21 protein-coding genes and 1 tRNA gene are annotated in these 24,797 nt (G+C 54.1%); 13 read left to right on the top strand and 9 right to left on the bottom strand.

Annotated elements, in window-relative coordinates:
* The first annotated feature begins 22 nt into the window (after positions 1-22).
* Positions 23-1,057 (top strand): zinc-binding alcohol dehydrogenase family protein, encoded by a 1,035-nt coding sequence (locus tag MJ257_RS11785; protein WP_240269422.1) that lies wholly within the window; start codon positions 23-25, stop codon positions 1,055-1,057.
* Positions 1,058-1,277: 220 nt separating this feature from the next.
* Here MJ257_RS11785 and MJ257_RS11780 read toward each other — a convergent pair whose 3' ends face one another.
* A complete protein-coding gene (locus MJ257_RS11780) occupies positions 1,278-2,060 on the bottom strand; it encodes a glycosyltransferase (RefSeq protein WP_240269421.1) in 783 nt (260 codons plus the stop codon).
* A gap of 262 nt (positions 2,061-2,322) precedes the next feature.
* Here MJ257_RS11780 and MJ257_RS11775 point away from each other — a divergent pair, with 262 nt between their 5' ends.
* Complete coding sequence (locus MJ257_RS11775; protein WP_240269420.1) at positions 2,323-3,996, top strand: glycoside hydrolase family 5 protein; 1,674 nt, start codon at positions 2,323-2,325, stop codon at positions 3,994-3,996.
* Between the two features lie 27 nt (positions 3,997-4,023).
* Positions 4,024-4,108 (top strand) — tRNA-Leu (locus tag MJ257_RS11770).
* 313 nt (positions 4,109-4,421) lie between these two features.
* Here the strand turns inward: MJ257_RS11770 and MJ257_RS11765 are convergent.
* Genes MJ257_RS11765 through MJ257_RS11755 form a run of 3 tightly spaced genes read right to left on the bottom strand, consistent with a single transcriptional unit; the run spans position 4,422 to position 7,354 of the window.
* On the bottom strand, positions 4,422-5,207 hold the full coding sequence (locus tag MJ257_RS11765) for a lipase family protein (protein ID WP_240269419.1): 786 nt from the start codon (positions 5,205-5,207) through the stop codon (positions 4,422-4,424).
* 60 nt (positions 5,208-5,267) lie between these two features.
* Positions 5,268-6,644, bottom strand: coding sequence for a sensor histidine kinase (locus MJ257_RS11760; protein ID WP_240269418.1), 1,377 nt, complete (start codon positions 6,642-6,644; stop codon positions 5,268-5,270).
* A complete protein-coding gene (locus MJ257_RS11755) occupies positions 6,641-7,354 on the bottom strand; it encodes a response regulator transcription factor (protein WP_240269417.1) in 714 nt (237 codons plus the stop codon). Before MJ257_RS11755 ends, MJ257_RS11760 begins: the two co-directional genes overlap by 4 nt.
* A 154-nt stretch (positions 7,355-7,508) precedes the next feature.
* Here MJ257_RS11755 and MJ257_RS11750 point away from each other — a divergent pair, with 154 nt between their 5' ends.
* Both MJ257_RS11750 and MJ257_RS11745 read left to right on the top strand, forming a co-directional pair.
* Entirely contained in the window at positions 7,509-8,114 is a 606-nt protein-coding gene (locus MJ257_RS11750) for a hypothetical protein (RefSeq protein ID WP_240269416.1), read from the top strand.
* A gap of 201 nt (positions 8,115-8,315) precedes the next feature.
* Positions 8,316-8,513, top strand: coding sequence for a hypothetical protein (locus tag MJ257_RS11745; protein WP_240269415.1), 198 nt, complete (start codon positions 8,316-8,318; stop codon positions 8,511-8,513).
* Here the strand turns inward: MJ257_RS11745 and MJ257_RS11740 are convergent.
* Positions 8,506-9,456, bottom strand: a complete 951-nt coding sequence (locus tag MJ257_RS11740; protein WP_240269414.1) for an amidohydrolase family protein — start codon at positions 9,454-9,456, stop codon at positions 8,506-8,508. The two genes, MJ257_RS11745 and MJ257_RS11740, sit on opposite strands and share 8 nt — an antisense overlap.
* A gap of 113 nt (positions 9,457-9,569) precedes the next feature.
* On the opposite strand from MJ257_RS11740, the gene MJ257_RS11735 reads away from it, so the two are divergent.
* Entirely contained in the window at positions 9,570-10,472 is a 903-nt protein-coding gene (locus tag MJ257_RS11735) for a GNAT family N-acetyltransferase (RefSeq protein ID WP_240269413.1), read from the top strand.
* A gap of 168 nt (positions 10,473-10,640) precedes the next feature.
* Positions 10,641-12,134, top strand: coding sequence for a diguanylate cyclase (locus tag MJ257_RS11730; RefSeq protein ID WP_240269412.1), 1,494 nt, complete (start codon positions 10,641-10,643; stop codon positions 12,132-12,134).
* A gap of 51 nt (positions 12,135-12,185) precedes the next feature.
* Here the strand turns inward: MJ257_RS11730 and MJ257_RS11725 are convergent, their stop codons facing one another.
* Positions 12,186-13,484: an alpha-glucosidase/alpha-galactosidase gene (locus tag MJ257_RS11725; RefSeq protein WP_240269411.1), complete on the bottom strand. Its 1,299-nt coding sequence runs from the start codon at positions 13,482-13,484 to the stop codon at positions 12,186-12,188.
* A 154-nt stretch (positions 13,485-13,638) separates the two neighbouring features.
* On the opposite strand from MJ257_RS11725, the gene MJ257_RS11720 reads away from it, so the two are divergent.
* The gene (locus MJ257_RS11720; protein ID WP_240269410.1) at positions 13,639-14,499 is read left to right on the top strand and encodes an AraC family transcriptional regulator; all 861 of its coding nucleotides are present in this window, start codon (positions 13,639-13,641) and stop codon (positions 14,497-14,499) included.
* Positions 14,500-14,525: 26 nt separating this feature from the next.
* Here the strand turns inward: MJ257_RS11720 and MJ257_RS11715 are convergent, their stop codons facing one another.
* Both MJ257_RS11715 and MJ257_RS11710 read right to left on the bottom strand, forming a co-directional pair.
* Positions 14,526-15,776, bottom strand: a complete 1,251-nt coding sequence (locus tag MJ257_RS11715; RefSeq protein ID WP_240269409.1) for an anaerobic sulfatase maturase — start codon at positions 15,774-15,776, stop codon at positions 14,526-14,528.
* Positions 15,777-15,974: 198 nt separating this feature from the next.
* Positions 15,975-17,165, bottom strand: a complete 1,191-nt coding sequence (locus tag MJ257_RS11710; protein WP_240269408.1) for an ROK family protein — start codon at positions 17,163-17,165, stop codon at positions 15,975-15,977.
* A 275-nt stretch (positions 17,166-17,440) separates the two neighbouring features.
* On the opposite strand from MJ257_RS11710, the gene MJ257_RS11705 reads away from it, so the two are divergent.
* Positions 17,441-18,076 carry a chromate transporter gene (locus MJ257_RS11705; RefSeq protein ID WP_240269407.1) on the top strand — a complete coding sequence of 212 codons (636 nt, stop codon included), beginning with the start codon at positions 17,441-17,443 and terminating at the stop codon, positions 18,074-18,076.
* A 16-nt stretch (positions 18,077-18,092) separates the two neighbouring features.
* Positions 18,093-18,626, top strand: a complete 534-nt coding sequence (locus MJ257_RS11700; protein ID WP_240269406.1) for a chromate transporter — start codon at positions 18,093-18,095, stop codon at positions 18,624-18,626.
* Between the two features lie 120 nt (positions 18,627-18,746).
* Here the strand turns inward: MJ257_RS11700 and MJ257_RS11695 are convergent, their stop codons facing one another.
* Positions 18,747-20,285, bottom strand: coding sequence for a sulfatase family protein (locus MJ257_RS11695; protein WP_240269405.1), 1,539 nt, complete (start codon positions 20,283-20,285; stop codon positions 18,747-18,749).
* A gap of 122 nt (positions 20,286-20,407) precedes the next feature.
* On the opposite strand from MJ257_RS11695, the gene MJ257_RS11690 reads away from it, so the two are divergent.
* The 3 genes from MJ257_RS11690 to MJ257_RS11680 all read left to right on the top strand — a co-directional run bounded on the left by MJ257_RS11690 (position 20,408) and on the right by MJ257_RS11680 (position 24,733).
* The gene (locus MJ257_RS11690; protein ID WP_308193188.1) at positions 20,408-21,265 is read left to right on the top strand and encodes an AraC family transcriptional regulator; all 858 of its coding nucleotides are present in this window, start codon (positions 20,408-20,410) and stop codon (positions 21,263-21,265) included.
* Between the two features lie 79 nt (positions 21,266-21,344).
* Entirely contained in the window at positions 21,345-23,126 is a 1,782-nt protein-coding gene (locus MJ257_RS11685; RefSeq protein WP_240269404.1) for a sensor histidine kinase, read from the top strand.
* 14 nt (positions 23,127-23,140) lie between these two features.
* Complete coding sequence (locus MJ257_RS11680; protein WP_240269403.1) at positions 23,141-24,733, top strand: response regulator; 1,593 nt, start codon at positions 23,141-23,143, stop codon at positions 24,731-24,733.
* Positions 24,734-24,797: the final 64 nt, after the last annotated feature.

Genomic DNA, 24,797 nt, shown 5'->3' with positions numbered 1-24,797 from the left:
AATCCGAAGGAGGAAAACGAACATGCCTGAAACCACTATGAAAGCGGTTGGCCTAACCCGATATTTACCTATTGATCATCCCGATAGCTTGCTGGACGTGAAGATCGAGAAACCTGTGCCAACGGGCCGGGATTTGCTGGTCCGCGTTCAAGCCGTCTCCGTCAATCCGGTTGACGTGAAGGTACGTGGGCCGAAAGAACGTACGGAGAGCAAGCCAAGAGTGCTCGGCTGGGATGTAGCCGGCGTCGTTGAGCAGACGGGACCGGACTGCACGCTCTTTAAACCGGGCGACGAGGTGTATTATGCCGGCAGCATCACGCGGCCCGGCGGAAATAGCGAATTTCATCTCGTCGACGAGCGAATCGTCGGCTCGAAGCCGACTTCGCTGGACTTTGCGCAAGCCGCGGCGTTGCCGCTGACGTCGATCACCGCCTGGGAAGGATTGTTCCACCGCTTGGGCATTTCTCCCGATCAAGGCGCTAACCCGGGGAAAACGATTCTGATCATCGGGGCCGCCGGCGGCGTTGGATCCATCGCGGTCCAACTGGCCAAATATGCGGGGTTGACCGTTATCGGCACCGCCTCCCGCCCGGAATCGGCCGCTTGGGCAAAGGGGCTTGGCGCGGATCAGATCATCAACCACTACGAGGACTTCGTTCCGCAGTTGAAGGCGCTTGGCTTGGCGAACGTGGACTATATCTTCTGCCTGAACAGCACCGAAAAGCACTGGAAGAACATGGCGGACGCCATTGCGCCGCAGGGGAAAATCTGCTCGATCGTAGAAACGGATGAACGGCTTAATCTGACGATGCTGAAAGACAAAAGCGTCACCTTCGTATGGGAGTTGATGTTTACCCGTCCGATGTTCGAAACGGCGGACATGATCGAGCAGCATAAGCTGTTGAACGAGCTGGCGGTTTTGGTGGACCGGGGGCTGATCCGCACGACGGTAGCCGAGAAGCTTACGCCGATTAACGCGGACAATCTGCGGAAAGCGCATGCGATGCTGGAAACGGGGCGTTCGGTAGGCAAAGTGGTGCTGGAGCAGTTTGAATAAAAGGGCAACAGCTCGCAAGTTACATGAACGGAACTGCGAGCTGTTGATCGCCTTGTTTGCTGAAAGATGCAATTCGATACGGTTCATTTCGGAAATTACCTTCGATCACATCGAGATCTCGATGGCGAAGGACGCGATTCCCGGCCGCCCCGCCATGATGGCGGCGGGGCGCGGGTTCTACTTGGGCAATGTGCGGGACGTGCGTTTTAGTGGAGCGGCGCTAGCAGAAGTTGGACAGTACCCGTTTGATTTCGCTTGGACTGGCGATTTCCGGGCCAAAGTAGGCTCTGGATCGCTGGCTGTCCTCCCAAGGCTCTATATGCATGGCATCCTTGATGCCGGGAATCGTCCAGTTACTTGCTCTATCAAAAGACATTCCCGTGTTCAAGGCATGAATATGATTGATCCAAATCGGTTCTTTTACATGAATAAATTCGTGGGGGACTTTTAAGGCGTCGCGCCAGGAGACCTTTGGCTCCTGGCCCTTCAAATACTTCCCTACGTCATGGATCGTCGCGCCATAGCTCGGCAGCCAGAAGAAAAATTTGCCCAGCCGGTGTTGTACCGAATCGTAAATGTAGCCGTATTGGGGCACCAGCGCAAGCGTATCCTTTTGCGGCGTCCATGCCCGCAGTTTTCGGATGAACTCCTTATGGTACATATCGTCGCTGGAGAGGTAAACACGGTAGAAGCGGGGATAGCCGGCGATGTCTTTCGCGACCTGGGCATGATAGGCCTTCGGGGTTACGAAGCGAATGTTTTTCGGCAGCGGCGCGTAACGGCTCAGGACCTCCTGCACCGTTCGTTCGGATCCCGGATCGTACAGCACATAACAGGAAAAGTCCTGGGAAGTTTGAAGCTGCAAGCTTGTTCGCGTGTACTTCATGAACAGGCCCAGCCGATTTTCGATCCAGGTTTGGGTTAAACGGTCCGGCGTTCCGCCCCAATCGTTAAAGTGAATCTCGATAATCAGTTTTACACGATTCCGTAAGTCTTCCGGCATCACATATCAACTCCTCTAATTCCATGCGGTGTTGTCAACTAAACTTCTCTAGCAGTTTATGCTAGGATGTGAGTTCGGCATGGACGTTTTCGTAGATGACGGGGATTTCCGCATTTGAAGAGGCTTGCCCTGGCAGGTCGCATTTTTCGGGTGGCGGGTCGCAAATATCGGGACGAAAGGTCCTCGAAATCAGGGGATGTTATAATGGTTCCGATTCATCGATATACCGATAGAACCGATGAGCAGCGAGAGGAGACTAACGATGCACGAGAAAACGGATCGCTCGCGGGTGAAAGGCTTTCTCCGCGCAGAAGGAACAAGAATCGTGAACGGCGACGGGGAGGAGATCCTGCTTACGGGCTGGGGCCTCGGAAACTGGCTATTATGCGAAGGATATATGTGGAAGTCCCACAGTTCCCGGTTCGATCGTCCTCGGCGGATCGAAGCGGTCATACGGGAAGCAGCCGGAAGTTCATATGCCGAACAATTTTGGAAGCGGTTCCGAGATAATTACGTGACCCGCGAAGATATTCGGCTGATGGCGGAACAGGGCTACAATTCGGTGCGCATTCCGTTCGGGTGGCGGATCCTGATGGAGGACGAGCCGGGCATTCGCTGGAAAGAGGACGGTTTTGCGCTGATCGACCGTTGCCTGGATTGGTGCGAGGAATTTGGGCTCTATGCCTTCTTGGACTTGCACGGTGCGCCTGGCGGGCAGACCGGAGCCAACATCGACGATTCGGTTGACGATTTCCCTCGGTTGTTCACCGATGAAGACAGCTGGAACAAAGGGATCGAGCTGTGGAAGGAGCTGGCCCGCCGATACCGCGACCGCTGGATCGTAGGCGGTTACGACCTGCTGAACGAGCCGGTTCGCCCAGGGCTGATGGAGGGGAAACACGAGGATTACCTCGTCCGCCGATTGGCGGCGTTTTACGAGGAAGTGATCGCTGCCATTCGGGAAATCGATGACCGGCATCTGCTCTCGGTGGAAGGGCATCATTGGGCAACGAATACGGCCGTATTTTATAAGCGGTACGATCCCAACATGGTCATTCATTTCCATCGGTATGCCTGCAAGCCCGGAAAAGAGGCGTACGAGGAGTTTCTGGCGCTTTCCGAGGCGCTGGATCTGCCGTTATGGCTGGGCGAGACCGGGGAGAACGACCTGGAATGGTTTGCTGCGATGTATCCGCTGGCTTTGTCGCTGGGGATCGGCTACAATTTATGGCCGTGGAAGAAGATGGAGCGGGCCACCTCGCCGTATACCGTAAATCAACCCGAGGGCTGGGACGAGTTTCTCGCTTACGCCGAAGGGGGAGCGCGGCCAAGTTATGAACGCGTGCAGCAAATTCTTGATGCCTATCTGGAAAACATCAAGGTGGAGAATTGCACCCCACGCCCGGAGGTGACGGCGGCGGTGTTCCGTCAGCCGGGCTGCCGGGTTCGCGGCACGGATTTCGACGAGCTTCCGGGAAGAGGGATCTCCTTCAGCGGGGGGCGCATGGAAGGGAACCTCTATAAGTACCGGGCCAAAACAGGCATGAAGATCGTGCCGATCAATGGCGAACCTCAACCGAAGAAGTTCGGGTTCGACAGCGGCTGGCAGAACCTCGCGTTGGAACTGACAGACGGCGAGTTTGCGGCTTACTCGTTCTGCGGCATCGATGCGGGAAATACAGTGAAGTTGGAGCTGGTATGCAGAGAGGCCGCGATCGTAACCATCATGCAGGATGGAGAGAGCGCGCGCGGTGCTGTCGCCAAGCAGCGATCCATGCCGCGTCAGCGGCTTGCTTGCGCAGGCAGCCGATTCCGCGCTCGTCGTCAGCGTGCAGGGAGGCCGAATCGAATTGCATTCCATCACGGTGGAATAAAAGGGTTGACTCTTTTCGCGGCGCATGATATTTTATATCTTGTCGCCGCGAAAAAAAGCTGATGGCTTTTCGCGGGTACCCGATGCCAAGCGGTCGTGGCGGAATTGGCAGACGCGCACGGTTCAGGTCCGTGTGGGCTAACCCCCCGTGGAGGTTCGAGTCCTCTCGACCGCATTCGTTAAACCAAAAAGCTCTTGAATTCTCTTCATAGAATTCAAGAGCTTTTTGCTTACTCGGATTTTGCAGCGGATGGACGCTCTTACTGTCCTGTACGCTCTTTGCACAATTATCCCGTTGGATCAGAAGAGAGAAAGTGAATCCCCGACTCTACTCCCTGATCGAAGGGGATAATCATGCAAAGATGCGAGAAGGGAGAGGGGAACCGTGCGAATCCCATGGAGGTGAGGCAGGGATGTTTCGAGTCGCGATGCTGCTAACCGCCGTTTCAGCGTTTTCCGCATTCATTTGAGTAAGTAACAATCGACGATCAAGCTGGATCCGGGCAAAATGAAGGGTTCACGGAGGATAAATGATGGGCGTAACCGGAGTCAAGTTTGGCCAGCTCGGCAAAATAGCTGCCGATGACATGGTTCGACGATAAAGAAGCGTCGGCGAAGTACAAGGGGCAAGAGGCGGGGACATGACGGTAGTAGTAGGTTTTTTCTTGTTTTGGCAGCTTGAAAATCGTTGGAGGCACGTGGGTCACAGCATCGAATTCATTATGAATCCGATAACTGTTCGGGACCTGCTGTGCAAAGGCATGAACGAAATCCGGGTCTCCGACACGGGGTGAACCGAACGTAAACAGGATGGGAACGCGATTCGAATTGGCGGCGATATCCATCGCGCATAACGTAGCCAGCGCGGCCCCCAGGCTATGACCCGTGATATATAACGTCTTGTCCTCCGGCAGCCGACGGAGCGCGGAATGGATCTGACGGCGGGACGAGGCATAAATGCCGGTAAATCCCCGGTGCGTGTGGCCCGCATCCTTGACCCATTTGAACTTCTGCTGCGTCGCGATGGCATCGGCGACCCAGTTGGACGCCGAGCTGGTGCCCCGGAAAGCGATGACGATCTCGTCCGCCGAATGCCCTATAAATCCGAAGCGCTCCCAAAGGCCGATCAAGGATTTCGCTTCGAGGGTATCGTACAACGCATAAGGGGGAGGGAGGACAAACGTACCGTCCGGGTTCGCGAATTGCGCGTAGGTTTGGCCGCAGACCGCGGCCAAGAACAACGCGCGCTGAACTTGAGCCTGGTTTAATTCCATCTTTTCATCCTCCCCTTCGCCTTCCTGACTCCAATATATTAAGAGCAAAGAAAGAAGATGCTATAGCGCCGGGAGGGTGACCGAAAACAAAGCGCCCCCGTTCGTTTGGTTGGCAGCCTCAATCTGACCGCCGCAGCGTTCAACGATGGCCCGGGAGATGGCGAGTCCCAATCCGTTTTCGCCGTCTTTGCCTTTCACGAAACGGTGGAACAGGTGCGGCAGCAGCTCCTCGGGAATTCCCCGTCCGTCGTCGGCAACCGCGATCATGACCCGATCCCGACTTACGCCGACGCGGATATCGATCGCCCGGTTAGCGTGTCTGGCGGCATTGGCGACCACGTTCAGCAGGGCTTGGGACAGTTTGTCCCGATCGGCGCTCACGGTTGCCCGTTCCGCAGCTTCGTCCGCATACTCGACGGCCAGACTTAAGTTCTTGTCCTTAAGCAGCGGATTTACGCGTTCAGCCGTCTCCTCCAGCAACTCCTTGACGGCAATCCCCGTCGGATGGAAAATATCCGCCTCGCTGTCCAGCTTCGCGAGCAGCGTCATCTCGGAGACGATTCGTTTCAACCGGCCGCTTTCGCTAAGAATGATATCCAACCCTTTTTGCGTATGCTCCCCTTCAAAAACGCCGTCACGAATCGCTTCCGCATACCCCGAGATCGACATCAGCGGGGTTTTCAACTCATGGGAAGCGTTCTGGAAAAATTGCTTCTGTACCTGGATATAGCGGTCTAATTCGCCGGCCAATTCATACACGGTTTGAGCCACGGTCCCGATCTCGCCACCGGCCCGAATCTGCCTTACCTCCGCGAACCGGCGTTCTTTCACTTTCTTCAATTCATCCCTCAGCTTCATCAGCGGGTTAATGAGCTTGCGCGTGATCACGAGGCTAAGCAGCAGGACAAGCACCGCGCCGATGCCAAGAACGATTAGCAACCGCACGTATAACGCGCGCTCGATTGCGCTGACCGTGCTCATCGGCGTGACTAGCGTCAGTGTGCCTTGAGGAAGGGAACTGACCGCAACGATATAACGGTTGTCTTCGCCTGCTTGCAGTGCTTCCAACTTCTTTTGGTTCAGCGGCTCGCTTTCGACCATACCGACAGGCGCAAGCGCGATGTTGCCGGCAACCAAAGGCTGGGCGGGAAGCGTTCCGGACAAGACGTTCCCGTTAGCGTCGGCAACGATGGCTTGCACCCCGGAGGCAAGAGGTACGGCGGTCCCTTGCCATGTGGTGCTATTCACGGCAGGCTCGGCCCGTAGGGGCTGATTTTGCATGCTGACCGCCACGCTGGCGCCGAGCGTTCTCATTTCCTGCTTCTTTGCGTCGATCAGATGCTCCAGCAAAACGAAGTGAATGATCGTGGCGGTCGCTCCCAGAATCACCACCAGGAGCAGGCCGAACGCCAGGTTGATTTGGTGCACCAATTTCACAACAGATCCCCGCCTTCCGCACGCATCCGATATCCATGTCCCCAAACCGCCTCGATCGGCAACTGCTCGATTTTTTTGCGCAGCCGTTTGATTAAATGGTCGACCGCCCGATCGCTTCCGAAATAATCGTCGCCCCAGACGAGAATGAGCAGTTCTTCCCGGGTAAAGGCGCGGTTCGGATGCTCCGCGAACGCTTGTAACAGGGAAAATTCCTTAAACGTCAGGTCGACCTCGTGCTTGTCCCAGAATACGCGGCGTTCTTCCGGCAGGAGCCGCAGCGGGCCGATCTTCAGGATGAGCTGGGCGGAGGCGGCTTCCGGTATCTCATCGGACGGGCGCAGTTTATACCAACGCTGCAAGTGCCTTTTCACCCGGGCGACCAATTCTCTTGGACTGAACGGTTTGACCAAATAATCGTCGCTCCCGAATTCAAGTCCCATGATTTTATCGACCTCGCTGTCTTTGGCGGAAATGATCACGATGGGCACATCGGCTTCTTCGCGGATGCGCCGGCACAGTTCGTAGCCGTCCATTCCCGGCAGCATGATGTCGAGCACCCAGAGATCGGGAGGGTCGTTCTGCCAGAGCACCCAGGCTTCTTCGGCGGACGACAGCCCGATGGTCCGAAAGTTTTCTTTCACCAAATAGGCTTCGACGAGATTGCGGATATGTTGGTCATCGTCCACGACGGCGATGAAATAATCGTTCATGAGTTCGACTCTCCTTTCCTCATTATTATAACAACGGGGTTGTTGCTTGCGACTTCTGCCATCGTTTTTCCATAATTCCACCAATGTCCTGCCATTGCCTGGAGATACACTTGGACGTGCAAGACAAAATCCCCTTTCAAGGAGCGTGTTTCAGATGATGAACCTCAGTAACGGAAAGATCGTGCAGAAAATTGCCTTATCGGCGCTGCTGGTATCGGCTATTGCAAGTCCCGCGGCAGCAAATGCCGAAGAAACGGCATCCCCTGATGCCCCTCAAACCGTTGCCGCCCAGGCTGCTGTGACGGTGAAGTTCGAGGATCCGGCGGCAATCGCCAAGCAATATGCGCCGGATACGGTTTCGGCATGGACTAGCTTGTTGAAAAAGTATGAGGAGCTTGCCGTTAACTTCAAAGCGGTCACCTTGGACATCAAGGCGGCGCCAACCGGAGACGGCATCGTGCCGCCTGCCGGTGGGAAGGCGCTGATCGTTCAAGCGATGAAGGCTCAGGACGGCGTCTCGGTGAAATTAAAGAGCGGCCCCCACATCACGGGAGCCGGCGATCTTAAAGTGGCCAATAAGGATGGAATGATGACGTTAACCCCGGCAGTCCCTATTGCGGATACCTTGCTTCAAAGCCAGATGGATTTGGCGAAAGCGGTCGAGTCAAAGGATGAAAAAATCATCAAATCCGCTTTGGCCGACTTATTCAAACAGTATGAGGCCGAAATCGACAAGCTGGAACAGGAGCAGTCCAAGTAACCGAAGGCAGCAGGACCGGGAAAAAGGTTGGAACATAACAAAAAGAGAAACTCGCGAAATGCGGCAAACCCCCTGACCGATGACGGTTGGGGGTTTTGCTGTCCGGGGCGGCTTTTATCGGGAAATCCAATAATCGCGGGTGCACGATTGGCCAGGTCTGATTATAATAGGGACAACGACTCGCTCTAGGAGGTGATGGGTATGGCATGGTTAAGCATTGCCATTATACTGATTTTGGCGTTTGCTTTGATCGCGACGATACGGATCGGACAATCGCCAAGCAATCGGGAAGAAAATTCGCGCTACACCCAACAAACGGGCCGGAATTGGCTTCGGCTAGGCGTGATGTACGCCATCGGCGTTGCTGCTGTTGTGTTGGTCTTAGTGATGTTTATTTAGGAGGAACGGCATAATTCAACCCGGTTTCCCTGATCCCGTCGAGCTCTTCTGCGGTCATGAGTCCGGATCGGTACAAGTTCAGAAACTCTTGCGAAACGCTTTGGTTGAAAATCAAAAGGTCATCCGTGTTGATGGTCACGGGGACCCCGTTGTCGTAAAGCTTGCGAAGGGGATGACGGGCGTAGCTGTCCGCCACGCCCAGCATGACGTTGCTCGTCGGGCAGACATTCAAGCGGATGCGGTGATCGGCAAGCCAATTCATCACGGAGACGGAACGAGCCGCCGCGATGCCGTGGTGAACCTCATCCAGTTCCAGTTCTTCCACGGCTTCCCGAACATCGTCCGGCGTACCGAATTCCCCGACATGCGCTTTGAGCTTTAAGCCTGCGGCCTTGGCAAGCCGGTAAACCGGTTTGAAATGGCGGATCGGCTGAGCCAATTCATCGTTGCAGATGTCGATGGAGGTGAACCAGCGATAGGCCAATACCTCCTCGATTTGAGTTAGTAGATCCTCGACACGGCTTTCCCTGCCTAAGGATAACTCGGGAAAAAACAGCGTATCGGGAGCAAAACGGCTCTGCAGATCATCCATAATTCCCGTAAATGTCCCCATTCCGCCCAAGGCGGCGATTTCATCCAGGCCGAAGCCAAGGGCCAACACCTTGATTCGGTCGGTTTGCGCCTGAGCAAAGGACGCCTCGATCCGTTTTAAGTAGCCTTGGATCCCGCGGCAATGGATTTTGATGTTGGACTCGAACCAGGCCTGCATGTCCCGCAATGAGTCGAACGGGCGGTTCGGGGGATCGATTTGGGCACCGGACCAGGCTTCGATATAGGCGATGCTGCCGCCGCGTCCGGCGTGACTATGCAAGTCGCTTTTCGGAATTCGCTGCAGCTCATCAAGCGCGTTATGGCGTAAGGCCTCGATAAAGGAACGGTTCATTCACACACCTCCATCCTGATTAACGATATCCTAGCATTGTGTTGGGGACGAAGGAAGTGAGAAAGAACACGAAGAATCATTTTCGATCGAATACATAGAACGGAGGAACCAACATGGACACGCGTATAGTGGCCTTAAGTTCGGAGAAGCTGGAGGACTTCAAGGCGTATTGCCGGAAGCATCGGCAGGAGGTGGATGACTCCTTTTTGTACGATGAGGATCTGGCGGAATTTCAAATTCATGGGGAGCATCCCACTTATATCGCCTTGAATGGGGAGGGGGAGTTGATCGGCGCCGCTTCGATCATCGCCGACGCCTACCAGCGAAAGGGGATGCAGGCGCGTTTCCGCATTTTGCATTGCGAGAGCGGGGACCCGGCAGTATACCGGCGGTTGCTTGACGAAATCGTTAAGCATGGCGAGGGCTTGGGAGGAATGTTCATCTTTGTGCCGTCCGTGAATCCCGGACTGATGGAGATCATAGGTCAGCTTGGTTTTCAGGTGGAACGGTACTCCTTCCTGCTGGTGAACGAGCCGCTGCAGCCCGCGTCCTACGAGCTGCCGGAAGGCTACGGTATCCGCGCGTTTCGACCCGGGGAGGACGAGGAAGCCTGGTGCGCCGTGCGGAATGCCGGCTTTGCCCAGTTGAAAGGCAGCCAGACGCCGATCACCCCGGACATGGTGGCGAAGTATGCCGGGGAGGCCGATTATCTGAACGGCGGCATGTTGTTCCTGGTTCATGGGGATCGTCCGGTAGGTATCGTCAGGTGCACGGATGACGAGTACCTGGATGCGCCGATCATGAATATCGGCCCGCTGGCGCTGCTCCCGGAATATCAGGGGAAGGGACTCGGCCGTCTTTTGCTCCGCCGGGCATTGGGGTTTGGCCGGGAAAACGGGTATCGTCGTGCCATCCTGTGCGTGAACGCGGAAAATGAACGGGCCAAGGCGTTATATCTTCAGGAAGGGTTCAAAGAGGCGGAATACGCGGTGAATTATCGGTTGGATCTGCGGTGACGGGGAGGCGGCGGGTATCGCCCATTGTCGCCGGTTAAATTAGCTCTTAAACACGCCCACGCGGCGATTTTAGGAGCTTTTTTGCATTCCGGGAGCCGTCTATAGTATCATGTTTTTTATTTATGCGAATTGGATCGGGGTTGGATTTCTCACATCATGTTTCGGAGTATGATTGCTAACTTAGCGTTGTTGACCGCCTTTCTCTTTATTTTTAATCAGATCTATTACAGTTATTTGATCAAAAAGAACGCGATATCCGTGAAAGTATGGATCGGGCTGCTGCACGGGGTTTGCGGTTCGTTGCTGCTTCTGTTCAGTTTTCGGATCAATGAAACGGTCTATATCGATTTCAGGCATATCGCCATCATCAGCGCCGCCTTTTTCGGCGGAGCCGTCTCTTCGTGCATTGCCGCCGGCATCCTGATCCTGGTCCGGGCCGTCAGTTTCGGGGATTTGACCGTATATACCTTGATCGCGATGACCACTTTGACCTTAAACGGGATCGGTTCCGGTCTGGTGATGCGGTACTGCGCCGATTATTGGCGGAAATGGCAAGTCTCCTTGGTGCTCATCACCTCGACCATTGCGTTGACGGCTATCCTTAAAAAAACAGATCCGGCCTATACGCTGCTATATATTTCCCTGCTTGCGCTAGGCGGATTTTTCGCGGCGGGCTTAATCCGGGTGTTCTCGCGGCACCATCAATTATCCGAGGAGCTGACCGCCAGCGAGAAGAGATACCGCGCGCTTCATTCCTTGCAAGAGGCCGTTTTCGATTCTTTGGTCGGTACGATCATTACGGTCGTCGACCGGGAAGGACGGATTACGCGGATCAACAAGGCCGCCGAGCGAATGCTGGGCTATACGGTGGAAGAACTGCTCGGCCGGTCGCCTTTCCTGTTTCACGCCCCCGAGGAAATCAACGACTTCGTCCACCCGTCGTATCGGCTGTCCGATTTTGTATCAGGCATTTTGACGGAAGGCAAAGAATTTACCTACGTTCGCAAGGATGGGGCCAGACTGACCGTGCTGCTGCATGTTTCGGAGCTGTGGCTTGGACAAGAGGGGGTCGGTTACGTGTTTCTGGCGACCGATATTTCCGAACGAAAAGAGATGGAGGACAGGTTATATCGGCTATCCATGATCGACGGGTTGACGGGCGCGACCAATCGCCGCTATTTTGACGAAGCCTTAGCGCAAGAATGGGAGAAGGCGATAGCTTCGGGCCGCTGCGGGCATGCTTTGATCTTGTTTGATATCGATCGATTTAAGGCATATAACGATATTTACGGTCATCCGGCCGGTGACGCCTGTTTGATCAGGGTGGCGGAAATCGTTAGAAATACGTTGAACAACCCGGACTATACGATTTCCCGTTATGGAGGTGAAGAATTTGCCGTGATCTTGCCGAGCACGAACGAAAGCATGGCGCTGGAAGCCGCCGAGTCCCTGAGGTTAGCGGTCTTTGAGGCCCAAATCCCCCACGAGGGATCAACAAACGGCGGGGTCTTAACCATCAGCGTAGGAGTTGCCGGATGCGTGCATCCGCAGTCCTCATCCCCGGACGCATTGGTATCCATGGCGGACCGGGCGCTATATCATTCCAAAGCCTGCGGACGAAATCAGGTTTCCGGTTATCGCGAGTTTGCAGAAACGGTATGACCTTGACCTAATGCGCGCGGGGGAGCATCGCTCCCCTGCGCTTTTGGTTTTTTAGCGATAAGCTGGCAGCCAATCCCCGTGCGCTTCGATCAGGTCATCGCACATCGCGATGATATCGTCGATGGACAATTCGGCTGAGGTGTGAGGATCCAGCATCGCCGCATGGTAAATATGTTCCTTCTTGCCGGTGATCGCCGCTTCGATCGTCAAGAGCTGAGTATTGATGTTCGTCCGGTTCAAGGCGGCGCATTGCGGCGGCAGATTACCTACATAGGTAGGGGTTACACCGCTGGCATCCACGAGGCAGGGCACTTCCACGCAAGCTTCTGCCGGGAGGTTGGGAATCAGCCCCGTATTCATCACGTTGCCGCCGATTTTGAACGGGATATCGGTCTCGATGGCTTCCATGATATAAGAAGCGTATTCATGGGAACGTTCATGTTTCAGCTCCCGGTTGCCGATGAGCTCCTCGCGCATGCGCTCCCAATTGGAGATTTGCTCGACGCAGCGACGTGGATATTCATCCAGCGGAATTTGGAAACGTTCGATCAGCTCAGGATAGTTTCGCTTGATGAAGTAAGGATGATATTCGGCGTTATGCTCCGACGATTCCGTGATGTAATACCCGAATTTCAGCATCATTTCGAACCGAACCATGTCATGATGCGGTTGCTTTTGCTTCTCCGCCGCAAGTCGTTTGATTTCCGGGTACAGGTCGACGCCGTCCCGGGTGACCTCGAGCAGCCAAGCCATATGGTTGATGCCGGCGATTTTGGCTTGAACTCCGGTTTTGTCCATTCCTAAGCTGTCGAACAAACCGGGGATGCAGGCTTGCACGCTGTGGCAAAGGCCGACGGTACGAACCTGGCCGTACGTATTCATGACGTTGGTCAGCACGGCCATCGGGTTCGTGTAGTTTAAGAACAGGGCGTCCGGGCACATTTCGCGGATATCGGCCGCAAAGTCCAGCATGACGGGGATCGTCCGCAAATTGCGGAAAATCCCGCCGATCCCAACCGTATCGGCGATCGTCTGGCGCAGCCCGTATTTCTTCGGAATCTCGAAATCCGTAATGGTGCACGGATCATACCCGCCGACTTGGATGGCGTTGATGACGTACTTCGCGCCTTTCAGTGCCTCCTTGCGGTCGGTGTAGGCTTTCACGATGCAGGTGCTGCCGCTGCTGCGCTTCAGATTGTTCAGCATGTTCTCCGAGTCCTTTAACCGCTGAAGGTCGATATCAAACAAGGCGAGCTCGAAGCCCTGCAAAGCGGGGGTCCGCATGCAATCGCCCAAGACATTTTTGGCGAACACCGTACTGCCGGCCCCGATAAATGTAATTTTCGACATACCCAATCTCCTCCTTTTTCCTCCTCAATATAGCTCTCGTCCTGAAATAAAGGTATGGAGGAATGAAAGGGAAGTATGGAGGAATGTTGTATTTTGGTCTGCCATCCCGTACGCTAAGGGGAGCAGGGCATAACGTTATTTATAGGGGGCCGTGATGATTCCCGAACACGACTTGTTTGAAGTTCATATGAATCCCGATCACCGGGAACGGGAGGTGGCCGTCTTGTTTAGCGGTCAAGGACGCCCCCATCCGAACCACCGCATCGGGCCGTCCGTGCATGACCATTTTTTGCTGCATACCGTATTTGAGGGGAAGGGAACTTATACTTGGGGAGGACGGGTCTATTCCTGCGGACCGGGGGACACCTTCGTTATTTTTCCGAGCGGCTTGTTCACATACGAAGCGGATGTTAGGCATCCCTGGCATTACGCATGGGTCGCGTTAAAAGGGCCAGGCGTCCTTCGCCAGCTGGCGGACGTCGGAATTACGCCGGACCGGCCGGTGGTAAGCTCCGGGGAACCCGAGGAATTACGGGAGATCTACACTCGTCTTCGCTCCTCGTTTCGCCAGAGCGATCACCCGCATTTGGAGAGCCTTGAGGCGGCGGGTTGGCTGACGCTGCTGTTCCACCATTTCGGATTGGCGAACCGCGACTTGCTGCCCCGTCCCGCCGCGAAAGAGCCGGCGATGATCGACCGGCAGGTCGAGCAGGCGATCCGCTGGTTTCAGCTGCAGTACCCGCAGCAAATCGGCATTGAAGAGTTGTCCCGCAATTTGGGCTACCACCGGGCGCATTTGTTTAACGCCTTTAAAGCCCGGACAGGACTGTCGCCGAAACAGTATTTGACCCAGGTGAGGATCGAAAAAGCGAAGGAGCTGCTTGCCGGCTCGTTAACCGTCGACCAAATCGCCGCTTCCGTCGGCTTTAACGACGCGCTTTACTTCTCGCGTCAGTTCAAGAAGGCAACCGGGATGTCTCCCAGTGACTACCGCAGCGCGATATGGAAGGAATGAGTCCGGTTATGCAGGGGGAGCAGCGTCTATAGGGCAGCGCAGCAGGCTTTATGCTTCTTGCCGCTTCCGCAAGGGCAAGGCTCGTTACGCCCAGGGGCTTTGCCGGCATAATCCTGTTGCAAATGATACGAATATATTTCCCGGCGCATCCGCTTGCTCATTTCCAGCACGCGCTCATGGGCATAAGCATAAATCTGCATATAGCTTTGGCAGAAGAAATCCGGATCGGCCTGATCCGTTTCCGGATTCCATTTGCGGTTCCGCGGGCACCCGCCGTAGCAAAGCCGCTGCCATTCGCAGGAACGGCATGGGTCCGGCAAGGCCGGCTTCATCTTGCGAAATCGCACAAAATTGGGATGAGACAGCATATCGGTGATGGATGCGCTGGCGACATTGCCTACGGTCCACTGTTTATTGATGAAGAAATCGCACGGAAAAGCATCCCCGTTTTGCTCCAACACAAGGCTAGTCGGACATGCAGCCCGATGCACGCAATGCTCGGCCTCCCGGTTCAGATCGACGCCGAGCATATTGTCGAAGAAGCGGATGGACACCTCGGGATAGCCGTCATTGTACCATTCATCGAACATACTGCACAGGAAATCGCCATATTCTTGCGGCGTAATTTCATATACGCCGGGTTGGTCCACCTGCTGGGATCGGAAATCCATGCAGGGGATGAACTGGACGAAGTTGAAACCGTTCTCACGATAAAACGCCATTAATGCCTTCGCTTCGCCTACGTTTCCTTTGTGGATCACCGTCAAAATGTTGAAATCGACCTGATGCTTCCGCAAATGCCCGATTCCCGCCATAACCCGATCGAAGCTGCCCTTGCCGGCGGCATTCACTCGCCGTGAATCATGGATTTCCTTAGGACCGTCCAGGCTGACGCCTATCAGGAATTGGTAGGTTTTAAAAAAGGCCGCCCAGCGGTCGTCGACGAGCGTGCCGTTGGTTTGCAAGGAATTGCTGATGACCGTATGCGGCGGGGCGTAAAGGGCCTGAAGATAAACGACTTCCTCGAAAAAATCAAGACCGGCCAACAAAGGCTCCCCGCCTTGCCAGGCAAATGTTGCGTTGCCTTGGCTGAATTGCATGTATTCTTTGATGAATTTATCCAATAAGGCTGAATCAATCCGGTTGATCTTGGGTCCGGGCTTACCTCCGCAGGTGCTGTAGTAGCAGTAATCGCAAGCCAAGTTACAATCTTCCGATACGGTTTTCCACATCACGCCGAGGTTGGCTTGCCCATTTGTCACGCAGGCTGCCGACATGGCTCCTCCTCCTGTCTATGTTTACCACAAAGATAGCAGCTCATTGGGTTAATGTCAAAACAATAAAAAGCAGGTCATAATGATGTCGTTATTTATCCGATTCCAGCTTATTAACGCCGACTTTATTTCAAATTGAATTTAACTGGTGCATTCTTCGACATCAAAAAGAGGCGTTGCGCGTACAACGCCTCTTCATTTTTAATCACCTGACCATCTTTGCATCATCATTACGGCAGCCCCCGTTGCTACGGCTTCATCCGTCAGCAAGCCTTGCGTAAACACCGGACTGTACTCGGGATAATGGTAGATATTTTTCTTTGCGATCTCGAGCACGGAGTCGAATACGAGCGGATGGGCGCTGATGAGCGGGCCGCCCAGAATAACGTATTCGGGGTGGAGGGCATTAATCAGGTTGGCGAGTCCGATCCCCAAGTAGGCGGCCGTTTCTGTAAATTGTTCCTTCACCAGCGGATCGCCCTTCGTTAGGGCATCGACCAGCGTGGCGAAATTTACGAGTTCCGGTGCGATGCCGGACAGAATGCTGCTGCGTCCAATTTTCAGTTGAGTGCGCACCCGTTCTTCGAGCGCCGGTACGGATACAAAAGCCTCCAGCGCCCCATAATTGCCTTTATTTCGCAGCCTTGGTCCATTCGCCTGGATAATCATTTGGCCGACGGCGCCTTCCGTGTCCGCGGCTCCACGGAGAATACGGCCTCCGGACATGGCGGCCGAGCGGATATTCACGCCTGCATGTACATATAGGGCGTGCTCGATGGTTTCGGAGCGAAGCGCCCAGTGTTCGCCGATGAGTGCGGTATTGGCTCCGTTGTCAAGCAAGGCCGGAAAGCCTAGCCGCTCCTCAAGCATGGCGCAGATCGGAACGTTCTTCCAGGCAGAGGATGGGAATAACTCCGGTTCAAGAATGATCCCTTTCCGTTGATCCAGCGGCCCCACCGCTCCGATGCCGATGCCCAATACGTCATCGGGCGAAATGTCGTGCTCGTCAAGAAACCGTTTGGCAGTTAACGTAACGTTGTCGACCAGTTGGTTGGGCGTCATCTCGGCATCCATCTTCCAGCGGGTCAACGACAACGTATTCAGATGCATGTCATACAATCCAAGGACAGAATAAATTCGCGAGATTTCCAATCCGAACAGAAACCGGTAGGTAGGATTGGTCTGGAACAAAATCGGTTTTCTGCCGCCGGTAGAGTGTCCAAGTCCGGAGACAACAATTATGCCTTGGGTGGTCATCTCCTCCAATAACCGCGTCATGCTGCTGCTGGTGAGTGGAAAATAATTCAACAAGTCAGCCTTCGAGACGGTCCCGAGATGAGAGATTCGATCGTATACCTGCTTCTTTATCGAAGGATTGGAATGAGTCATCATAGGTACTGCTCTCCATTTCCAAGCTAATTAGTCGGGATACATTTTAGTATAGCGTTAACAACAGGGGTTTACCAGTTAATTTCATCAGAAAAGCTTAGATAATATCAATATGGAATAAACATAGAGGGAAATTAGGATTTTAACTTTAATTTAGAATTATATAGATATTTTTATTTACATATTTACATAACTTTAAACCAAAATGAAATAAAGATGATATAATACAAGTAAATGAAGGTGACGTACATCAGGAGAGAATCGAGGATGAGACAGGAATGAAACCTAATTTCAGCAAACGCATGAAACAGATTGGGCAAATCTTTGTGGTTTTTTTAAAAATCGGTCCCTCCACGTTTGGAGGCGGGTATGCGATGATCGCAACGATCGAACGGGAAATCGTTCATCGAAAAGGATGGATGAGCCGGGAAGAAATCGGGGACATGGTGTCGATTTCGGGCTCCGCGCCCGGCGGGGTAGCCGTCAATTCGGCCGCGTTCATCGGCTACCGCCTCGGCGGGGTGATCGGTGCCGTCGCCGCCGTCACGGCCATTACGATGCCGACGTTTCTCATCGTTTTCCTCCTCAGTGCGCTCAGCGCCATGTATAAGGATAACGCCAAGGTGGCGGCTGCGCTGAAAGGGATTCATGCGGCCGTGGTAGCTTTGATTATCGTGGCTGCCGCCAAAATGTGGAAGTCATCGGTGCTGGATACGGCAACCCTGGTAATTATGGCACTGGCGGTAGCGGCGCTGCTGCTTACCGGCATTCATTCGGTTTATTTGATCCTCGGTGGACCGATTGCCGGCATTGCGATCGTTTTCGTGAAGAAAAAATGCGGGATGGTCGTACGGACCGAGAAGGCACAGACCGAAAAAGCGCGGGAACTGCAATTCCCCGAATATTATATCTGAAGGGAGAGGAACCCCCATGCTCTGGCAGTTGTTTTGGGTCTTTGTCAAAATCGGGCTCATCTCCTTTGGCGGCGGATATGCCGTGTTGACGCTGATTCAACGTGAGGTGGAAGCAAGGAATTGGGTGGATCCCGGGGAGTTTCAGGAGATCGTGGCATTAGCCGGAATGGCCCCGGGCTCCATCGCCACGAATGCGGCCACGCTGATCGGATACGCTGAGGGTGGCGTCGTTGGCGCTATTGTGGCCACGGTTGGCATCATCTTACCCTCGCTCCTCATCGTTATTGTGTTGACGGCATTTTTCCTAAGACTGCAAGGCAACGATTGGATGCGCTCGTCCTTTTACGGTTTGCGCCCGATCGTGACCGGGTTGATCATTTACGCGGCCCTTCACTTCGGGTTCAGCGGACGCACCGATCCGCTGCTCAGTTGGTCGATGGTCGGAACGCTGCTGATCAGCGCCGGATGCCTCCTCTTGGTAAGCAAATACAAAGTACATCCCTTTGCAGTCATCATGCTGTCCGCGGTCGCGGGTATTGTTCTTTTCTAAAAACCGGAGTGAAGGCGGAGTACAGTTTTCCTACCGAGGTTTCTATCCCAGCAACAACAAAGGTTGCCCTGAATTAAAGAGCAACCTTTGTCGCGTTATGGAGTTAATTCATATTCCAAGCTATGCATGATGAATCCGGGGCATCGGCATCGGTTCCTTGCCTAGCTCGGCCCAAGCGTACTTGAGAAGAAGTTCCGTCTTTAACCCTTCGTAGCCAGGTTCATCCCACAAGTTATAAAGCTCGCCAGGGTCCTCGACCAAATCAAAAATTTCTCCATAGGTCTGGTTGTAATATACCGTGATTTTATAACGTTCATCGACGTAGGTTTTTTGATGGATCGTCGTCGGTTCATGCCGGAACTCGCAGATGACGTGATCCCGCGCCTTCTCCCGGCGACCTAGCCACACCTCCTTCTGGTCGACCCCGGCCATCGTCCGCGGGATGGGCAAACCGCAGAAGGAGAGGAAGGTCGGGGCTAGATCGACCAGGGATTGCAATGCATCCGAACGCCGTCCGGCGGGAACATGGCCCGGGTACCTGATGATGAACGGCAGCTTAATCAAATCCTCGTAATGAAACCCTCCCTTGGCCTGCAAACCGTGTTGGCCGAAGAAGTGGCCGTGGTCCGTCGTGAATACGACGAGGGTATCGTCCGCCAGGCCCAGATCGTCCAGCTTGTCGAGAATCCGACCGATATATTTGTCCATCAAGCTGATCATGCCGTAATAAACCGCGACCAGCTTCTTTTTATCGTACTCCGTAAGCCGCCGCTTCGCTCCGTATTCGTAATAATGATGGGAACGGTAGCCATGGATGCCGAAACCGGTTTCCATTAAATAGGAAAAATCCGGATGTTCCTCTTGGGTCAAGCCGAAGTGAGGCGGGTTCCGGTCATGTTCTCCCGGCGTCATCGACGGGATCGTCAACTGCTCGGGATCATACATCGTATCCCAAGGTTCAGGCACCAAGTATTCCGGGTGAGGGTCGAAGAAGCTGGCCCATAGAAAGAACGGGTCCCCCGTTTTGCGATGCTCCTCCAGACGGGCATTGGTCCGTTCCGCGATCCACGTGTTGTAATGATATTTTTCCGGAATCGGCCATTTGTAGGTTTGCGCGGGATCCATATTTCCGGTCGGAGCCAGGAAATAGTCCCGCCAATTGGTGCATCCTTGTTCCTCCAACCACAAGGCATAATGCTGCCCCACATGAGCCTCGTTCGTATGGTTGCGTGCGAGTTCGACGTGATCGAAGCCGTAAAACGGCCCATGATCGTCCCGCCAATAGGTTAAATCCTGCAGTAACGGATAAGCTTCTTTCGAATCGTATTCGGACGTCGATTTCAAAGGCTGAAAATGCGCTTTACCGATTAATGAAGTTTGATACCCGGCTTGCTTAAAATCTTCGCCGACGGTGTGACGGTCCTCCAACAGTTTCGTTCCAAGCGTCCATGCGCCGTGCTGGCTTGGATACATGCCGGTGATGATCGAAGACCGGCTTGGCGTACAGGTCGGATTCGGGCAATAGGCACGGCCGAACATCGTCCCTTCCCGGGTCAAGCGATCCAAATTCGGCGTGGAAATTTCAGGTTGGAACGCACCGATGGTATTCCAATGCTGTTGGTCGCTAGTAATTAGTAAAATGTTAGGTCTACTGGACAAATTTTATCCCCTCCTATTATGATAATATTGATTACAGCGTGATTTATAAATGGCGTTGTGTTACATTACATTTATCATTTTGTTGTCTGTGAAGGGATCGAGTAGGAGGGGGATAGTACGTGATGATGCAGGAGTATGAGCATGAATACGCCGAGTTTATTTATTACACGCCCGGTTACCTGGACCGGGAAGCCCAGCTGTGGCCCGTCCGGGCGGGGCGTAACATTGCCAAGCCCCATTACAAAGTAGGGCCGAAAAGGATTGAGTGCTATAGCCTTCATTTCGTGCTGGAAGGAAACGTGTGCTTCGAATTCGAAGGCAAACGGATCGAATTGCAGCCGGGCGATTTATTTTGCCTGTTTCCTGGACGGACCTACTTTTATCATGCGTTGCCCTCGGAGAAGCCGCTGCGAATGAACTGGCTCGCCATGGACGGCAGCCGCGTCAAGCCGTTATTGGAGCTTGCAGGTCTGGTACCAGAGAGACCGTTCGGGAAAGGGATCGTCACTCGGCAAGTGCGGGAACTGCAGGAGGAGATGGTCGAAAAATTAGGAAACGTCGAGCGGTGGAGCCCGTCTGCTTCTTTGGAGCTCCAAGGGGGAATTTGCCGGCTGCTGGCCGAGTTGATCCCCGAGACGGCCCCTGCCGAACTGAGCGAGCCTTCGGGCTGGATCCGCGAGTGCATGGAGTTTATGGACCTTCATGCGACGGAGGGAATTACCGTGCAGCAGGTCGCCGCTTTTGCAGGGGTGCACCGCTCGTATTTTTCCAATGTGTTTGCCAGTCAGATCGGGGTGTCGCCGCAGAAATTTTTGCAGAAGATTCGAATGGAGAAGGCCAAGCGGCTTGTCGTCGAAACGGATGCTTCCGTAACGGAGATCGCCTTGTCTTTGGGTTATCCGAACCTGTATACGTTTACTCGAGCCTTTAAAATGTATTTCAAAATGCCTCCTTTGGCGATGCGAAACAGCAGGACTTAACGAGCAGGGGGAAGCCGGGATCATTTCGTAAGCGCTTACTCGGCGAGCGGCCGGATCCGGATATAAAGGGGATAAGATCATGAAATTAGCAAGGCTGCGCAAGTGGATTTCGCCGAAGCTGGGCATTCAAGGAAAAATATTTATTGCTTTTGGGGTGTTGACGCTTCTAGCCATCGTCTCCGTGACCAGCATCATTTATGTCAACATGCGCGACACGATCAAAAGAAATGCCATCACCTCCGTTTCGGACAGCATTCGTCATGCCGACGAATCCTTGAACGTCATGCTCAAGGAAATCGACCGCATGAATACGGTGGTGGCGACGAATAAAAATACGGTCATCGATACGATTTTGAGTCCTAACGAAGAAATCAGCTACGAATGGTTTCAGGAACAGAAGCGGATTACCGAATTTCTGTCCGGAATGATCGATTACAAGCCTTATATCTCCCGCATTGCCGTAGTTGGCCTGAACGGTAAAGTATTCTTCTCGGGAGGCCCCTGGATCGACCGTACGTTTCTCGATACCGAAATGATGGGTTTCATGCTAAGCAAAGGGGAACGCCATGCGTATTTCAAAAGGTCGGATACGTCGGAGGCGATTTCCGTCGGGCGCGTTCTCCGCTATAACCGGGAGACGATCGGTGTCGTCATGGTCGACTTGAATTATGATTTCATCCGAACGACGTACGGCGTGAAACCGACCTCAGACAGCATTTTATACGTGCTGGATGGGCAGAAACAGCTTGTTTTTCAGTCCGATTCCGCACCCTCGGCTGTTTCCGCCGAAATGACCAAGGCTATTTACGACGAGGTAGAACCCTCTGATCGGGAGGAAACCGTTGAACGAGCCATCGACGGCAAACGTTATATCGTCGTCAGCCGAAAGTCCGAAAATACCGGGTGGACGACGCGAGCCCTGATTCCGCTTGATTCTCTGCTGAGCGAATCCGAGAAGATCCGCAATCTGATGGTGGAGGTTGCCGTCGCGGTGTTTGCCGTCGTGCTGATCGGATCGTTGCAAACGTCCAAGCGGACTACCCTTCATATCCGCCGCTTGAAAACGATGATGATGCGGGTCAAGGATGGAAATCTGGATTTCCCGCGGACGGAAATCGATACCAAGGACGAAATTGGCGATTTGTATCGGGTATTCATCAGCATGGTCGACGAATTGAAACGCTTGATGGAAGGGATCCGAATGAGCGAGCAGGCCAAGCGGGGGGCGGAGCTCACCGCGCTGCAGGCGCAAATCCGGCCGCATTTTCTCTATAATTCGCTGAACACGATCAAGTATTTGGCCAAGCTGAACGGAGTCCCCAATATCGAGGAAGTATCCGGGGCGTTGGTCGAGTTGATGCGGGGCGTGCTTGGGAACTCCGGAGAGTTCCTAACCTTGCGGGAGGAGCTTGGTTATGTATCCAGTTACGTCGCCATAGCCAAATACAAGTTTTTGGAACCGATCCCGGTGGAATTTCAGGTTGAGGATGAAGTACTGCTGGAATGCCGGGTGTTGAAGCTCACGCTTCAACCGATCGTGGAGAACGCGCTCATGCACGGCTTCGACCCGTCGGTGCAGGGGGGATTCGTGCTGATCCGCGTTTTCGAGGAGGACGGGGATCTGAAGATCGAAGTGATGGATAACGGAAAGGGCATAAGCAAGGAGAAGCTGGAAGCTTTGATGAGGGAGGACGCCGAAGCGCCTTCGCGATTCAGCGGCATGGGGGTTCGCAATGTGCATGAGCGGATATCCCGGATTTTCGGTGAACCCTACGGCATCAGACTCTACAGCGAAGAGGGATTGTATACGAAAGTGGAGATTCGGTTTCCTCGATCGGCAGACCTGGACAAAAAATACTAAAAGGGGAATAGGCCATGTATCAAGTATTGTTGGTTGACGATGAACCTTTGGTGCACCACCATCTTCGTACGCTGTCGGATTGGCGAAACCAGGGTTTCGAACTTTGCGGCGAAGCCTATGAGGGAGAGAAAGCGCTCCGGATGATCGAACGGCTTCGGCCCCATATCGTTATCCTGGACGTGAATATGCAGGGCATGAACGGCGTGGAATTAAACCGAACGATCCGGGAGCGTTATCCCTCCGTGAAGACCATCATGCTTAGCAGCTATGACGATTACGACTATGTTCGCGAGTGCTTGAAGAACGGGGCGGTCGATTATTTGCTGAAGCATCGTTTGGACGCGGATCAACTTAGCGGCGTGTTGAGGAAAGCGGCCCGCGAAATGGAGAAGGACCAGGACGGCCAATTGCGAAAGCTCGGCAGCCCTTCGGAGTTTCGGGAACTCCTTGCCCAAACCATGCGGGGGAAGCCCGGCGCAGTCAAGGAACTGGAGGATTATGCCCGGAATAGCGGACGGTTACAGGATACGGTGTGTTATACCGCCGCGGCGATGCAAATCTCCTCCTTCCTGCTGCTGACGGAATCCCGCAGCGACGTGCAGACCAACCGGATGGTCCAGCAGGCCATTGACCTGATGCAGCAGACCTTAGGGGATCAACCGGAACGGACCGTGACTTACGTGGAAAACGGCCGCATCGCTGCCTTGTTCGCTTTCAAGGACAGGAGCGAGCAGGTCGCCGCGAGCGAAGCGGAAAGGCTGATGAGTCACCTGCGCCATTCGCTGGAGCTGTTTTTGAATTTGAAATGTACGTATGCGATCGGCCACGTGTGTTCCAGCTTGTCCAAGCTTGAGGCTAGTTACCGGACCGCCGAGCAGGTTCTTGACGCTTCCCGTCCCCTGCCTGCGGAGGGGGCGTTCGCTGAAAGGGTTTCTTTAACGATCGAGGAACAGAAGCAGCTCCTCCTCTCCATGGAAAATTTAGATCGGGAAGGCGTGCGGGAAGCGATTGCCTCCGCGTTTAAGGGGATTCGTCAGCAGCCGGTCCATGCCCAAGCGGTTCAGATGATCGTCCGCGAGCTGCTCTCCATAGGGGAGAAGGCGGCTCGCAAATGGGTTCCTTTCGCCGGAGACGACCCGGCGGGAAGCGGCTTCACGGCGCGGGAGGATTTGGGTCGGATCGGCAGCGTGGACGGTTTGGAGCAATGGCTGTACTCCTATTACGAGGAGCTGCTTGACCGGTTGAAGCGGGAGCGTGCGGCCGGTCACCATTCGCGGCATGTTTCGCAAGCGATTCTGCTGATCCTGGAGAAATACCCAAGCTATATCACGTTGGAGCTTGCGGCGGGAGCCATCGGGCTTCATCCCTCGTATCTCAGCCGGATTTTCAAAGAGGAGACGGGGATGACGTTTTCGGAATACGTGAACCGGGTTCGGATCGACGCCAGTCGCAAGCTGTTGGAAAGCGGCGGGTACTCGGTTAAGCAGGTGAGCGTGCAGGTGGGGTTCAGCACGTATAACTATTTTTTCAAAGTGTTCAAGGAGTGGACCGGCATGACCCCCCAAGCCTACGTGCAGAAAATCAGGCCTACCCCTACCGTCAAATAAGTGGAGTATGTGGTCATAATTGTGGAATTTGGCGCCCGTGCGGATCGAATATAATGAATTCACA

The organism is Paenibacillus timonensis (assembly GCF_022427145.1).
GTDB lineage: Bacteria > Bacillota > Bacilli > Paenibacillales > Paenibacillaceae > Fontibacillus > Fontibacillus timonensis.
The sequence above is the reverse complement of the archived record's forward strand: the minus strand, read 5'-3'. Positions and strand labels throughout refer to the sequence as shown.